Raw genomic sequence first — 14012 nt, 5'->3', positions numbered from 1 at the left:
CGTATGAGCTGGTTGACCGACTCCGACGACGAGGACGCCTGGTCCGAGTACGACGAGACGGATGCCCGTGTGCGCCCGAACCCCAAGGGCAACAAGCCGCGCAGCAAACTCCGCCCCGAGCACACGGACGCGATACCCGGCCGCGTCTTCAGCGTCGACCGCGGTCGATACGGTGTCTGGGTCGACGAGGGAGGCGCGGAGGAACGACAGATCGTCGCTACCCGCGCTCGCGAGCTGGGCCGCAAGGCCATCGTGACCGGTGACTACGTGGATCTCGTGGGTGATACGACCGGTTCGGAAGGCTCCCTGGCACGCATCGTGCGCATCCAGCCCCGCACTACACTGCTCCGTCGCAGCGCCGACGATACCGACGCCGTCGAGCGCGTGATCGTCGCCAACGCCGACCAGATGCTCATCGTTGTGGCCGCCGCGAACCCCGAGCCCCGACCCCGGCTGGTGGACCGGTACCTTGTCGCGGCCTACGACGCGGGCATCCACCCGATCCTCGTCATCACGAAGACCGACCTCGCCGACCCTGCCGAGTTCCTCGGGAACTTCGCCGGGCTCGACCTCACGATCGTCACGAGCGGGTCGGATGCCGTGCCCATCGACGAACTGATCGAACTGCTCGACGGGCACACCACGGTGGCTGTCGGTCACTCGGGCGTCGGAAAGTCGACGCTCGTGAACGCCCTCGTACCCGACGCCAACCGCGCGATCGGGCGCGTGAACGACGTCACGGGGCGCGGAAGGCACACGTCGTCCTCCACCATCTCGTACCGACTCGGCAATGGGTGGATCGTCGATACGCCGGGTGTGCGGTCGTTCGGGCTGGGCCACGTGGATCCGGCGAGCATCCTTGCATCCTTCACCGACCTGGCCGGGCTCGCCGAGGACTGCCCTCGCGGATGCACGCACCTACCGGGCACACCGGACTGCGCGATCATCCTGGGCGTCCAGGCCGGCGAGCTCGGTGAGGCCGGGCGGCAGCGCCTCGACTCGTTCCAGCGGCTCATCGCTACGCTGGGATCGTGACGGACTACTCCCCCGCAGACGACCTCTCGCTCGCCCTCTCCCTCGCCGGCAACGCCGACCTGCTGTCGCTCGACCGGTTCCACTCCGTGGATCTCGTCGTCACGACAAAGCCGGACCGCACGCCCGTGACAGACGCCGACCAGGCGGTGGAGCGCAGCATCCGCAGCGGCATCGAGGCGGCTCGGCCCGGCGACTCCATCCTGGGTGAGGAGTACGGAACGCAGGGCACGGGAAGCCGCCAGTGGATCATCGACCCGATCGATGGAACCGCCAACTTCCTGCGGGGAGTGCCGATCTGGGGCACGCTCATCGCCCTTGCCATCGACGGGATCCCGATCGTGGGAGTGGTGAGCGCACCCGCGCTCGGGCGTCGCTGGTACGCGGCGGCGGGCCACGGTGCATGGGGGATGTCACACGGCGAGGAGCCGAAGAGACTCGCGGTCAGCGGGGTGAGCGAGATCGCCGATGCATCCCTCAGCTACAACAGCCTGCAGGGCTGGGATGAGGAGGGGCGCCTCGACGACGTCGTCGCACTCTCGCGAAGCGTGTGGCGCTCACGCGCGATCGGCGACATGTGGTCGTACATGCTGCTCGCGGAGGGCGCACTCGACATCGTCAGCGAGTTCGACCTGAAGCCCTACGACATGGCCGCGCTCATCCCCATCATCGAGGAGGCTGGCGGGCGATTCACCTCGGTGGATGGCGTGCCGGGGCCATGGAACGGATCGGCACTGGCGACGAATGGGTTGCTGCACGATCGCGTTCTTGCCGCACTAAACTCCCAGTAGACCGACGATTCTTCTCAGGTCCCTGACCGCACACAGACTTCCTAAGGGGCACCGGCCATGGCCACGATCTCGACCTCGCTCACGCGCCGATACGGCGTCATCCTGATCGCTACCGCTGCTCTTGCCCTGGCCGGTTGCGCTGGCGCCCCCGAGCCCACGGACGTCAACACGGCTGACGGGGTGGACACGGATGCCTTCGCCATCGTCGTCGGGGACTGTCTCAACGACAGCGGCGTCGGCGAGGTCGACACGGTCCCCACGATCGAGTGCGAGAAGCCGCACGAGAGCGAGGTCTTCGCCTCAGTGCAGATTCCGGACGGGGACTTCCCGGACGAGGAGACCATCACGGCCCAGGCCAACGCCGACTGTACCGCGAACTTCGCAACGTTCACCGGCATCGAAGCGGGTGACTCCAAGTACTCGATCGGCTACTACTTCCCCACCGAGGAGAGCTGGGCAGAAGGGGATCGCGAGATCCTCTGCTACCTCTTCGACGAGACGGGGCCGATCACGGGCTCTGTGGAGGGCTCGGCGGAGTAGCTTCCGTGACCGACCGCGGTAACGACTTCACAACGACCGGGCGACGCCGCGAGGGTCAGTTCACCGGAGGTACGGGGATTTCGACAGGTTCGGCGAATCGTGCTCGGTTCCTCAGGTGGAGATGACGAGCTAACGACGCTAGGTTCGGCTGTGCCTCCCGGCGACGCGTCCGACACGACCGAGGAGTACCCGCCCTGACAACCAGGCCGCGAACGTTACCGACAGTGTGACGTTCGTATGGCTGCTCGTGTCTGCACGTCGGACGACTCGGGATCATCACGATCCCTCGAGACATCGATAGCGACCTGAGCGCCCGGACGTAACCCGAGACCCGCGCTATTCGCGTGGGCACAGGAATCCGTGACTGACAGCATTGCCCTCCACGTTGAACGACTATTCAAGGTCTTCGGCAGAAATCCTCTCGACTCCGTGCAGAAGCTACGGAGCGGCGCTACGCGCGACGACCTTGGCGACGACACCATGGCGGCCGTCATCGACGCCTCCTTCGACGTCCGCGAAGGAGAGATCTTCGTCGTGATGGGCCTATCAGGGTCCGGCAAGTCGACGCTCATCCGCATGCTCAACGGACTCCTGGAGGCAACCTCCGGCTCCGTATCGATCGGCGGCGACACGATCACGGGTGCCTCTCCGCGTCGCATCCGCGCAATTCGACGCGAGCGGATCTCGATGGTCTTCCAGCACTTCGCGCTACTTCCGCATCGGACTGTGCTCGAGAACGTCGCGTACGGGCTCGAGATTCAGGGCGTTGCCCGAGCGGAACGCCTCGAGCGCGCCCGCACCACGACGGAACTCGTGGGGCTTGGCGGGTGGGGCGACCGGCTTCCGTCCGAGCTCTCCGGTGGGATGCAGCAGCGGGTGGGTCTCGCGCGCGCCCTGGCGGCGGATACCGACGTGCTCCTCATGGATGAGGCCTTCAGCGCGCTCGACCCGCTGATTCGTCGGGAGATGCAGGAGGAACTGCTCGAACTCCAATCGAGCCTCGGCAAAACGATCGTCTTCATCACCCACGACCTGAATGAGGCGATGCTGCTCGGAGATCGCATCGCTGTCATGCGCGACGGCCGTATCGTGCAGATCGGCACGCCGGAGGACATCCTCACGGATCCGGCAAACGACTATGTCGCGCAGTTCGTCGGCGATGTCGACCGTGCCCGAGTACTCACCGCCGCGAGCGTCATGGAGCCGGCGCGCCCTCTCGTGCAGTCCACGGCTGGTCCCCGCGCTGCGCTGAAGACGATGCGCGACCTCCAGACCTCCGCCGCGTACGTCGTCGGTCGCGACCGCACTCTTCGCGGGATCGTCCACGACCGGGATGCCCTCAGGCTCGTGCGAGAGGGCAGCACGAGCATCGACGCCATCGTGCGGAAGGTCGACCAGCCGGTGCTCGCGTCGACACCACTGATCGACCTGTTCGTTCCGTCGGTGGAAACCCCACTCCCCGTTGCTGTCGTCGACGATGCCGGGCGCCTCGTGGGAGTCGTACCCCGCGTCACACTCCTGGTCGCTCTCGGCCCCGGCACCAGCACCGAGGAGATAGCGGTACTTCAACCTCCGCTGCCCACCGATGTTGTCGATCAGATACTTGCCACGACGACCGACACATCGAAGGCAGGTGCGCGCTGATGGACTTCCCCCGCATTCACATCGGAGACTGGGCTGAAGGACTCGTCGACTTCATCGTCGACAACTTCGCTGGATTCTTCCTGGTGCTGCGCACCGTGTTCCTCGGCTTCTATGACGCCGTCGAATGGATGCTCAGCAGCCCGCCATTCTGGGTCATCATCATCGCCTTCAGCGTGCTCGGCCTTCTTGCCCGCGGGTGGATCTTTGCTCTGCTCACCGCAGGGAGCCTCCTGCTGATCGTTGCCATGAATCAATGGGGACACTCGATGGAGACGCTCGCTCTGGTGCTCGTCGCGGCATTCATCGCCATTGTGGTGAGCGTCCCGGTGGGCATCGCTGCTGCGAAATCGCAGGTGTTCTCCTCGATCCTGCGACCCGTCCTCGACTTCCTCCAGACGATGCCCGCATTCGTCTATCTCATCCCGGCGCTCCTGCTCTTCCGTGTCGGTGTTGCACCCGGAATCGTGGCGACGATCATCTTCGCCATGGCTCCCGGGGTTCGACTCACGGAGCTGGGCGTGCGCGGCGTGGACAAAGAGGTCGTGGAAGCCGGACATGCGTTCGGCGCATCCCCCGCCCGCATCCTGCGCCAGATTCAACTGCCTCTCGCCCTGCCAACGATCATGGCGGGAGTGAACCAGGTCATCATGCTGGCGCTGTCGATGGTCGTTATCGCCGGCCTCGTGGGTGCAGGCGGTCTCGGAGGCGAGATCGTCGCGAGCCTGGGTCGCCTCGACACAGCGCTCGGAGTCGAGGCAGGGCTCTCTGTGGTGATCCTCGCGATCCTCCTCGATCGCCTGACCAGTGCGTTCGGCTCCGGACGCGGATACTTCGACAGGGTTCTCGCCTTCCTGAAGGCTCCTCGAGATGAACGTGGCGACGAGGCCGCGGCGACCACCGCCTCGCCAGAGAAGGTCAACGCCTAGCTATCAAGACTCGCGGACCCCTCACGGGGCCCGTGCACGATGCGTCACAGAGTGCGCATCGTCGTGAGCGGCGAGGAGAGACTCTCCCCGCCGAGGAAGGAAACACAGTATGAAGAAGAGCACGACAGCGATATTCGCCGTCACTGCCGCCACCGCACTCGCCCTCAGCGGGTGCGCACCGCAGGACACCAACGACGCAGGAGGAGACGGAACGGCTCCCACCGCGATCACCCTCGCCGTTTTCAACGGCTGGGATGAAGGCATCGCCACGTCCGAGCTCTGGAAGGCCGTACTGGAAAGCAAGGGCTACGACGTCTCCCTGGAGTACGCCGACGTCGCGCCACTCTTCGCTGGACTCTCCACCGGCGACTACGACTTCACCACCGACGTGTGGCTGCCCGGCACTCACGCAGCGTACGTTGAGGAGTTCGGCGATGAGATCGTCGACCTCGGCGCCTGGAATGACGAGTCGAAACTGACTGTCGCCGTCAACGCGGATGCACCCATCGATTCGCTCTCCGAGCTTGCCGCCAACGCGGACCTCTTCGGCGACCAGATCGTCGGCATTGAGCCGGGCGCAGGCCTGACCGCTGCCATGGAGAACGAGGTCATCCCCGGCTACGGACTCACCGACATGACCTTCACCACCTCATCGACCGCAGCTATGCTCACCGAGCTCAAGGCCGCGACGGATGCTGGTGAGAACGTCGTTGTGACGCTGTGGGAGCCGCACTGGGCCTACGGCGCGTTCCCGATCAAGAACCTCGAAGACCCCGAGGGCGCGCTCGGCGGAACCGAGAGCCTGCACTCCTTCAGCCGCGTCGGCTTCTCGGACGACTTCCCTGAGGTCGCCGCATGGTTGAGTGACTTCGAGATGGACCTCGAGCAGCTCTACTCCCTCGAGAACGTCCTGTTCGTGGAGAACGACACCGACGACCTCGGCCCCCTCGTGGAGCAGTGGATCGCCGACAACCAGGAGTACGTCGACAGCCTCACAAGCTAGTCACGTACGTGAAACACGCAGCGCCGGCCACCCGTGAGGTGGTCGGCGCTGCGTCGTGTTGTGGTGGAGATGGGTGTTGTGGAGATGGGGGGAATTGACTCCCACCGGCACGGCCGCCACGTTGCTGCGCAACGCGTCGGAACCGGCGCGGCGGGGCCCACCCGAGAAGGGCTTCGCAACCCCCCAGCGCGACAACGCCCCGGTCCACCGCCCTGTGGGCGGCGGACCGTGTCGTGGTGGAGATGGGGGGAATTGAACCCCCGTCCACTGCTGTAATCCTGCGCCTTCTACGGGTGTAGCTTGTGAAAGCGTTCTGCTCGGCTCCGACATTTGCCACAAGCACCTAAGTCGACGAGCCCAGCCCTAGTTAGAGTCCCGTGCAGCCCCAAGGCCTAGCTGCACAGCAATCCCTCTTGATGACGCCAGGATCCGGGTAGAGGGCATTCCCGGACTGACGGTCTCTTTTAGTGGGTAAGGAGACTACGCCGCGAGGGCGAGGTCAGCCTTAGCCGAGACAGTGCGATTGGAATCGGCACTTATTGTTTTGCAGAGATCGTTAACGAGATAACCCTGCATCCTCGACCCGCTTCTCGCAGTTTTGCAGGCAATGTCGAAACCGATCATCCCCATGCATAAGGTCGTTGTCGCGCTGTGGAGTTGTCAACCCGCCGCTCCAAGACAGGAGTAGGCGGCCTTCTAGCTTACGCCGGTTCTCACAGCATCGCTATGCGAGGATGCTTGCACCCGTTCGCCCGTCGCGAGCACCGCTGGGCATCCCACGATCCAGGAGAAGTCATGGCTGACACGATCATCACCGTCCAGGGCGAGCACTCGGCGTGGTACCCCGCAGAACGTGCCACGGCGTTCGCGTCGGTTCACGCGTGGGGTGACAGTCGTGACGAGGTGTTCGGTCGTGCCGTGGCATCCGCCGACGCCGTGCGGTCACTCATTGACACCATCCACGACGCGAAGAACGGTCCCGTCACGTGGTGGTCGTCCGACTCCGTACGGGTGTGGTCGGAGCGCCCGTGGAACAACGAGGGCAAGCAACTCGACCCGGTGTTCCACGCCGCCGTCGACTTCTCCGTGAAGTTCAAGGACTTCGCGGCCCTTGCGGAATGGGTCGAGTCCGTCGCTGCCATCGAGGACACCTCGGTCGGGGGCATCACGTGGGACCTCACCGAGTCCACGAGAACGTCAGTGACGACGGAGGTGCGATCCCGGGCCGTGAAGGATGCCGTGGCCAAGGCATCCGTATTCGCACAGAGCATCGGCCTCGGGTCGGTCACTGCAACCGCCCTCGCAGACCCCGGGATGCTCGGCGACCCGGCAGGTGGCGGAGTTGCCCCGGCCCCGCCGATGTACCGCACGGCGATGAAGGCCTCAGCCGACTTCGGTGGCGCCCCGCAGCTCGCGCTCAAGCCCGAGGAGATCGCCGTCTCGGCGGTCGTGGACGCGCGATTCATCGCGCGGTAGGTCACCTGGCTCGACTGCTAGCGTTGCGGCCATGAGCGAGACGCCACCCGCGCCCCCGTCCACACCCTCGAGTCGTCGACTCCTTCTGGGTGCCCTCCCCGCCCTCGTCATCGGGGCGGTGTCAGCCTTCGCTCTGTGGCTGCTCGAGCACGCGTCATCCGCGGCCGAGGCCTGGATGTGGTCGGTGGTTCCGGCGAGCCTGGGGTTCGACGGCGATTCGTGGTGGTGGATACTTCTGGTCCTCACCATCACGGGGGCACTCGTGGGGCTCGTGGTCTGGCTTGCGCCCGGGCACGGCGGATTCGACTCGGCAACAGTCGAACTCATGGCACCAGTTCTGCCGCTCAAGGCTCTCCCCGGAGTGGCTCTCGTCATCTTCTTCGCCCTCGCCGGTGGTGTGAGCCTCGGCCCGGAGAGCCCGATCATCGCTATCAACACGGCCCTCGCGGTCGCGCTTCTGGCGCGGTTCGTTCCCGGCCTCCCACAGCAGCTGGTCGCGACGATGGCGGCATCGGCAACCATCGGCGCGATGTTCGGAACCCCCGTCGCCGCCGCGCTGCTGCTCACCGGGCTGCTGGCCGCACAAGGACAGGGTTCACTGTGGGACAAACTCTTCCTGCCGGTCGCCGCCGCGGGTGCAGGCGCCGCCACGATGATCTTCCTCGGCGTCGCCCCGCTGAGCCTTCACCTGCCGCAGTACGACAATCCGAGTCCACTCGACCTGGTGACGGGCTCGCTCGTTGCCCTGTTCGCGGCCGGAGTCGCCATCATTGCCGTCCTGATCTTCCCCGCGACACATCGGCTGTTCCATCGCCTGCGGCACCCGCTCATCTACGTAACCCTCGGAGGTCTCACCCTGGGTGTGCTCGGTGCCATCGGCGGCCCGATCACGCTGTTCAAGGGCGTCACCGAGATGGGTGAGCTCGTCGAATCCATCGACTCGCTCACCGTCGTCGCCCTCCTGGTCATCATCGGAATCAAGGTGCTGGCACTCGTCGTGTCGGCGAGCTCCGGGTTCCGGGGTGGAAGGATCTTCCCCGCGGTCTTTCTCGGAGTAGCGATCGGAATCCTCGGACACCTCGTGATCCCGATCCTGCCACTCGCCCTCGCCGTAGCCTGCGGTGTGCTCGGAATGGTGCTCGTTGTCGGCCGGGATGGTTGGCTCGCCCTGTTCATCGCTACGGCAGTGACCGGACAGATCGAGACTCTCCCGATGCTCTGCATCGTCGTGCTGCCCGTCTGGCTCGTCGCGAGGAAAGCGCCCGAGATGATCGTGCACGTGCCAGCGGAGACGGAACCAGCTACTCGTTGAGGTTGTTGCGGCTGCGCATGGCGCGCTCGGCCTCGCGCTTGTCCTGCCGCTCGCGCAGGGTCTGACGCTTGTCGTACTCACGCTTACCCTTGGCCACGGCGAGCTCCACCTTGGCGTTGCCGTCGGAGAAGTAGATCGACAGCGGCACGAGCGTGTAGCCGCCCTGGCTGATCTTGTTCGCGATCTTGAGGATCTGGGCCTTGTGAAGCAGCATCTTGCGCTTACGACGCGGCGGGTGATTGTTCCATGAGCCCTGGTTGAACTCGGGGATGTGCACGGCGTCGAGCCACGCCTCTCCCCCGTCGATGTAGCCGTAGCCGTCGACCAGGCTCGCCCGACCCTGGCGCAACGACTTCACCTCGGTACCGGTCAGCACGAGGCCAGCCTCGTACGTGTCCTCGATGAGGTAGTCGTGTCGTGCCTTGCGGTTGCTGGCGACAACCTTCTGGCCACGTTCCCTGGGCATGAATCTCTCCGTCTGCGATGCGCTCTGTGCGAGCAGCCCATCAGTTTAGCCTGACGGTCGGGTCAGACGTAGTCGACGTCCGCGGTGTCCTTGCTGATGATGAGCGCGACGAGTGTGATGACACCCATCGCGGAGAGGTAGACACCGACCAGAATGGGGCTTCCACCCGCCGCCGCCCACAACGCGACCGCGATGAACGGAGCGACCGCGGCACCGAGGATGCTCGACAGGTTGTAGCTGATGGCGGATCCCGTGTAGCGCACATTCGTCGGGAACAGCTCCGGCAGCACGGCGGCCATCGGACCGAACGTGAGACCCATGAGGGTGAACCCGATGATGAGCATGGCCATGACACCGATCTGCCCGCCGCTGAACAGCGGAACGAACAGCAGGCCGAACACGATGATGGCGATCGTCGTGCCGATAAGGAGCCGACGGCGTCCCCAGCGTTCGGCGAGCGGTCCGGAGACGAGCGTGAAGATTCCGAAGAACACCACCCCGATGATGAGCATGAGGAGGAAGTCGTTGCGGGAGTAGCCGAGACCCGGGTTCGCGGCATCCGTCGCCGTCGTTCCGTAGGTGAGCGTGTACGTGGTCATCAGGTAGAACAACGTGTACGTGGCCAGCATGATGAACGTGCCGAGGATGAGCGGGCGCCAGCTGGTCTTGAAGACGGTGGCCAACGGCAGGGATGCCACCTCCCCGCGCTCCACGACCTTCTGGAATGCGGGTGTCTCGACGAGCTTGAAACGGACGTAGAGGCCGATCACCACAAGAACTGCGCTTGCGAGGAAGGGGATGCGCCATCCCCAGGCCAGGAACTGTGCGGCATCCATCGACGACGCGAGAATGAGGAACACCCCGTTCGCCAGGATGAAGCCGATCGGCGCGCCCAGCTGCGGGAACGTGCCGTAGATGGCGCGCTTTCCCTTGGGCGCGTTCTCGGTCGCGAGCAGCGCGGCACCGCTCCACTCGCCGCCGAGGCCGAGGCCCTGGCTGAACCTGAGGAGCACGAGCAGCGCGGGCGCGATGATCTCCCAGCCGGGCGTGATGCCCGTGGGCAGCGCCCCGATGAGCACCGTCGCGATACCCATCGTGAGAAGGGATGCCACGAGCGTGCCCTTGCGGCCGATCCTGTCGCCGAAGTGACCGAAGAGGATGGAGCCGATCGGTCGGGCGACGAAGGCGACGCCGAAGACCGCGAACGACGCCAGCAGCGCGATCGTCGGGTCCTCGTTGGCGAAGAACAACGTCGGGAAGACCAGCACGGCTGCTGTCGCGTACACGTAGAAGTCGTAGAACTCGATCGACGTGCCGATGAGACTCGCGACGATGATGCGCGAGCGCGGGTTAGCGCTCACAAGCTCGCTGTTTTCGAGCTCTTCCCGCTCTTGTGCGGCCATGGGAATGTTCCTAAACCTTGAGATAGCGACTGATGGCAACGCCTGCAGATGCCGCGGCGAGGGCTGCACCCACCACCACGAGAATCGGCACGACCACCACCGCGTCGCTCAGGCCCACCAGCGTAGTCGTCGCCTGGAGCGTCGACTGCAGGTATCCCTGAACGAAGAACTGCACTATCGCCACGATCGCACCGCCTGCGAGCAGCGAACCGATGAGTGCCGCGAAGACACCCTCGAGGATGAACGGCGTCTGGATGAAACGGTTCGATGCGCCCACAAGGCGCATGATCCCGAGCTCCCGCCGTCGCGAGAACGCACTGAGACGGATGGTCGTCGCGATGAGCAGCACCGCCGCGATGAGCATGAGCGCGGCAACACCGATCGCGGTGTAGCTCGCCGCATTGAGGATCGAGAAGATCTGGTCGAGGTACCCACGTTGGTCCTCGACGTTCTGCACGCCGGCCGCACCGGAGAGACTCTCGATGAGGATGTCGGCGTCGGCGGGATTGATGAGATTGACGCGGAAGCTCTCGTTGAGCGTCTCCGGGGTGACGAACGCCGCGATGGGACTGTCGGCGAACTGGGTCTGGAAGTTCTCGTACGCCTGCTCGTGCGTCTCGAACTCGAAGCGCTCGATGTAGGGCGAGAGGGCGGGAGAGGTGAGCTGGCTCTCGACGGCCGCGATCTGCGCCTCAGTCGCAGCGGTCTGCGTGCAGTTTCCGGTCGTGTCGACGTCGGTGCACATGTAGACGGCGACCTGCGCGCGGTCGTACCAGTAGCCCTTCATCTGTCCGATCTGCATCTGGAGCAGGATGGCCGCGCCGACGAAGGTGAGCGAGATGAAGGTGACGAGCACGACCGAGATGACCATGCTCATGTTGCGGCGGAGGCCGTTGGCGACCTCGCCGAGGATCAGACCGAGCCTCACGGGACGACCTCCGTCGTGGCGCGGCCGAAGCCCTGCACCGGGATCGCCTGGGTCTGGTACCCGCCCTGGCGCTCGTCGCGGATGATCTGGCCGCTCGTGAGCTCGATCACGCGGCGCTTCATCTGGTCGACGATGCCCGCGTCGTGCGTTGCCATGATGACGGTCGTTCCCCCGAGATTGATGCGCTCGAGGAGCGTCATGATGCCTGCGGATGTCGCGGGGTCGAGGTTGCCCGTCGGCTCGTCCGCGAGCAGGATCGCCGGCTTGTTCACGACCGCGCGCGCAATCGCGACACGCTGCTGCTCGCCACCGGACAGTTCGTGCGGCAGCCGATTCGCCTTGCCTGCGAGTCCGACCATTTTGAGGGCATCCGGAACCGCCTCCTGGATGAACCCCCTCGACTTGCCGATCACCTGGAGGGTGAAGGCCACGTTGTCGAACACCGTCTTGTTGGGCAGGAGTCGGAAGTCCTGGAAGACCACACCGAGGTTGCGACGGAAGTACGGAACCTTGCGGCTCGCGAGGGTGTTCAGGTACTGACCCAGCACGTGAATGGCACCCTTGGTGGGCGTCTCCTCCTTGAGGATGAGGCGCAGGAAGCTCGACTTACCGGATCCGGAGGCGCCCACGAGGAAGACGAACTCCCCCTTGAGGATCTCGAGGCTCACGTTGTTGAGCGCGGGCCGCGAGGTGCCGGGGTATGCCTTGGTGACGGAATCAAAGCGAATCATGACGGGGTCAGCCTAAGTTGACGTGTCCAGAAGCCGCGGAACGACACCCCCGCGGCTGTTTTTCTCAGGATCGGGGGTCGGGGCGTGGCTGCCTGCACACGTTCCGCGGGGCGCGCCTGGTTCGGGATGCCGCAGCCGGCGTGTCGCCTCAGATGTGTGCATCCCGTGGCGGGTCTAGAACGAGTCGGTACGCTGCATCCCGCGAGAGGTGATGCGGAAAGATGCGGCGCGAGTTCTTTCCCGTCGGGTCGAAGGGGTCGGTGGGTAGCGCGATCGAAGTCAAGGGGATGACCCGGAGCAGCGCTGCACGGGTGGCCTCCGGGATGATCGACTCCACGCCGTTGTGCAGCTGCACCACGAAACCGCTCCCCCGGCTGGTGCTGAGGTGCAGGTCGATGTTGCCGGGGATCGCGGCATCCGCTGCGGTCTTCGCGGTGTCGATCTCGCTGAACGGGATCTCGTGGCGACCGAACCGGAGACGACCGGAGCTGAAATTCACGGATACCTCGCCCCCCTTCGAGAACGCGAAGCCGATCACCTGCAGCGGAACCAGAAGCAGGTCAAGAAAGCCGTTCGATACCGAGCGGGATAGGCGCGCGATGCGTCGAGTGCCCACCAGGGGAGCCCACTCATCTCGCACCTTGTGCCTCTAGTCCTCGATCGCGCGCTTGCGCCACTTGATGCCCGCGGCGATGAAACCGTCGAGGTCACCGTCGAAGACGTCGTCGGGCTTGGAGACCTCGTACTCCGTGCGGAGGTCCTTCACCATCTGGTACGGCGCGAGGACGTAGGAGCGCATCTGGTCGCCCCAGCTGGCGGTGATGTTGCCCGCGAGCTCCTTCTTCGTCGCCGCTTCCTGCTCCTTCTGCACGATGAGAAGGCGTGACTGCAGCACGCGCATGGCGGCCGCGCGGTTCTGGATCTGGCTCTTCTCGTTCTGCATGGAAACGACGATGCCGGTCGGGATGTGGGTCAGGCGTACGGCGGAGTCCGTCGTGTTGACCGACTGGCCTCCCGGGCCGCTCGACCGGAAGACGTCGACGCGGATGTCGTTCTCCGGGATGTCGATGACCGTCGCCTCTTCGAGCAGCGGGATGACCTCGACCGCAGCGAAGCTCGTCTGGCGCTTGCCCGCCGCGCCGAACGGGCTCATGCGCACGAGGCGGTGAGTTCCGGCCTCGACGCTGAGCGTGCCGAACGCGTAGGGCGCGTCGACCTCGAAGGTGGCCGACTTGATGCCGGCCTCCTCCGCGTAGCTCGTGTCCATGACCGTCACGGGGTACTTGTGCTGTTCTGCCCAGCGGAGGTACATGCGGAAAAGCATGTCGGCGAAGTCCGCGGCATCCACCCCGCCTGCGCCGGCGCGGATGGTGATGACGGCGGGGCGGTCGTCGTACTCGCCGTCGAGGAGGGTCTGCACCTCGAGGTCGCCGAGGTTGGCGGAGATGGCGGCGAGCTCGGCGCGCGCGTCGGCTGCAGCCGCGGCATCCTGCTCCTCGTTGGCCAGCTGCACCATGATCTCGAGGTCGTCGAGGCGACCCTCGATGCTGTTGATGCGGGCGAGCTCCGACTGGCGGTGGCTCAGCGCGCTCGTGACCTTCTGCGCCTTCTCGGTGTCGTCCCACAGATCGGGAGCACCGGCCTGCTCGCTCAGCTTGGCGATCTCCGCCTCGAGCGCTTCGACGCCGACCACGCTGCGGATGTCCGCGAAGGTCGAGCGGAGCGCCGCAATTTCGTCAGTGATATCCAGCTCGTCCATG

General features: G+C 65.3%; 14 protein-coding genes and 1 other RNA gene. 8 read left to right on the top strand and 7 right to left on the bottom strand.

Features of this window, described 5'->3' with window-relative positions:
• Positions 1 to 3: 3 nt before the first annotated feature.
• From rsgA to HDC94_RS07170, 6 genes are all read left to right on the top strand, one after another.
• A complete protein-coding gene (rsgA, locus tag HDC94_RS07195; protein ID WP_179496222.1) occupies positions 4 to 1035 on the top strand; it encodes a ribosome small subunit-dependent GTPase A in 1032 nt (343 codons plus the stop codon).
• A complete protein-coding gene (locus HDC94_RS07190; protein WP_179496221.1) occupies positions 1032 to 1823 on the top strand; it encodes an inositol monophosphatase family protein in 792 nt (263 codons plus the stop codon). Before rsgA ends, HDC94_RS07190 begins: the two co-directional genes overlap by 4 nt.
• Positions 1824 to 1880: 57 nt before the next feature.
• Positions 1881 to 2363 (top strand): septum formation family protein, encoded by a 483-nt coding sequence (locus HDC94_RS07185; RefSeq protein ID WP_179496219.1) that lies wholly within the window; start codon positions 1881 to 1883, stop codon positions 2361 to 2363.
• Between the two features lie 360 nt (positions 2364 to 2723).
• On the top strand, positions 2724 to 4007 hold the full coding sequence (locus HDC94_RS07180; RefSeq protein ID WP_308495659.1) for a glycine betaine/L-proline ABC transporter ATP-binding protein: 1284 nt from the start codon (positions 2724 to 2726) through the stop codon (positions 4005 to 4007).
• Positions 4007 to 4933: an ABC transporter permease subunit gene (locus tag HDC94_RS07175; protein ID WP_179496217.1), complete on the top strand. Its 927-nt coding sequence runs from the start codon at positions 4007 to 4009 to the stop codon at positions 4931 to 4933. Before HDC94_RS07180 ends, HDC94_RS07175 begins: the two co-directional genes overlap by 1 nt.
• Positions 4934 to 5042: 109 nt before the next feature.
• Positions 5043 to 5936: a glycine betaine ABC transporter substrate-binding protein gene (locus HDC94_RS07170; protein WP_179496215.1), complete on the top strand. Its 894-nt coding sequence runs from the start codon at positions 5043 to 5045 to the stop codon at positions 5934 to 5936.
• Between the two features lie 234 nt (positions 5937 to 6170).
• Here the strand turns inward: HDC94_RS07170 and ssrA are convergent.
• Positions 6171 to 6564, bottom strand: a transfer-messenger RNA (tmRNA) gene (gene ssrA, locus HDC94_RS07165).
• Positions 6565 to 6731: 167 nt separating this feature from the next.
• Between ssrA and HDC94_RS07160 the strand changes: the two genes are divergently transcribed.
• Positions 6732 to 7412, top strand: coding sequence for an SIMPL domain-containing protein (locus tag HDC94_RS07160; RefSeq protein ID WP_179496213.1), 681 nt, complete (start codon positions 6732 to 6734; stop codon positions 7410 to 7412).
• Positions 7413 to 7443: 31 nt separating this feature from the next.
• Positions 7444 to 8724, top strand: coding sequence for an ion channel protein (locus HDC94_RS07155; RefSeq protein ID WP_179496211.1), 1281 nt, complete (start codon positions 7444 to 7446; stop codon positions 8722 to 8724).
• Here the strand turns inward: HDC94_RS07155 and smpB are convergent.
• The 6 genes from smpB to prfB form a co-directional block, all read right to left on the bottom strand.
• Complete coding sequence (gene smpB / locus HDC94_RS07150; protein WP_179496209.1) at positions 8714 to 9190, bottom strand: SsrA-binding protein SmpB; 477 nt, start codon at positions 9188 to 9190, stop codon at positions 8714 to 8716. The genes HDC94_RS07155 and smpB overlap by 11 nt on opposite strands.
• Before the next feature lie 62 nt (positions 9191 to 9252).
• Complete coding sequence (locus HDC94_RS07145; protein WP_179496207.1) at positions 9253 to 10593, bottom strand: MFS transporter; 1341 nt, start codon at positions 10591 to 10593, stop codon at positions 9253 to 9255.
• A 10-nt stretch (positions 10594 to 10603) separates the two neighbouring features.
• On the bottom strand, positions 10604 to 11521 hold the full coding sequence (gene ftsX, locus HDC94_RS07140; RefSeq protein ID WP_179496205.1) for a permease-like cell division protein FtsX: 918 nt from the start codon (positions 11519 to 11521) through the stop codon (positions 10604 to 10606).
• The gene (gene ftsE / locus HDC94_RS07135) at positions 11518 to 12252 is read right to left on the bottom strand and encodes a cell division ATP-binding protein FtsE (protein ID WP_179496203.1); all 735 of its coding nucleotides are present in this window, start codon (positions 12250 to 12252) and stop codon (positions 11518 to 11520) included. The genes ftsX and ftsE overlap by 4 nt, the downstream gene beginning before the upstream one ends.
• 148 nt (positions 12253 to 12400) lie before the next feature.
• Positions 12401 to 12892 carry a hypothetical protein gene (locus HDC94_RS07130; RefSeq protein WP_179496201.1) on the bottom strand — a complete coding sequence of 164 codons (492 nt, stop codon included), beginning with the start codon at positions 12890 to 12892 and terminating at the stop codon, positions 12401 to 12403.
• A 9-nt stretch (positions 12893 to 12901) separates the two neighbouring features.
• A complete protein-coding gene (gene prfB, locus HDC94_RS07125) occupies positions 12902 to 14011 on the bottom strand; it encodes a peptide chain release factor 2 (RefSeq protein WP_179496199.1) in 1110 nt (369 codons plus the stop codon).
• Position 14012 lies beyond the last annotated feature (1 nt).

It is taken from the genome of Leifsonia sp. AK011 (assembly GCF_013410945.1).
Lineage (GTDB): Bacteria > Actinomycetota > Actinomycetes > Actinomycetales > Microbacteriaceae > Rhodoglobus.
This window is presented reverse-complemented; position numbering and strand designations above follow the sequence as displayed.

Coding starts and splice junctions, on each gene's coding strand:
- rsgA (WP_179496222.1), top strand. CDS start 4: ATGAGCTGGTTGACCGACTCCGACGACGAGGACGCCTGGTCCGAGTAC.
- HDC94_RS07185 (WP_179496219.1), top strand. CDS start 1,881: ATGGCCACGATCTCGACCTCGCTCACGCGCCGATACGGCGTCATCCTG.
- HDC94_RS07175 (WP_179496217.1), top strand. CDS start 4,007: ATGGACTTCCCCCGCATTCACATCGGAGACTGGGCTGAAGGACTCGTC.
- HDC94_RS07170 (WP_179496215.1), top strand. CDS start 5,043: ATGAAGAAGAGCACGACAGCGATATTCGCCGTCACTGCCGCCACCGCA.
- HDC94_RS07160 (WP_179496213.1), top strand. CDS start 6,732: ATGGCTGACACGATCATCACCGTCCAGGGCGAGCACTCGGCGTGGTAC.
- HDC94_RS07155 (WP_179496211.1), top strand. CDS start 7,444: ATGAGCGAGACGCCACCCGCGCCCCCGTCCACACCCTCGAGTCGTCGA.
- smpB (WP_179496209.1), bottom strand. CDS start 9,190: ATGCCCAGGGAACGTGGCCAGAAGGTTGTCGCCAGCAACCGCAAGGCA.
- HDC94_RS07145 (WP_179496207.1), bottom strand. CDS start 10,593: ATGGCCGCACAAGAGCGGGAAGAGCTCGAAAACAGCGAGCTTGTGAGC.
- ftsE (WP_179496203.1), bottom strand. CDS start 12,252: ATGATTCGCTTTGATTCCGTCACCAAGGCATACCCCGGCACCTCGCGG.
- prfB (WP_179496199.1), bottom strand. CDS start 14,011: ATGGACGAGCTGGATATCACTGACGAAATTGCGGCGCTCCGCTCGACC.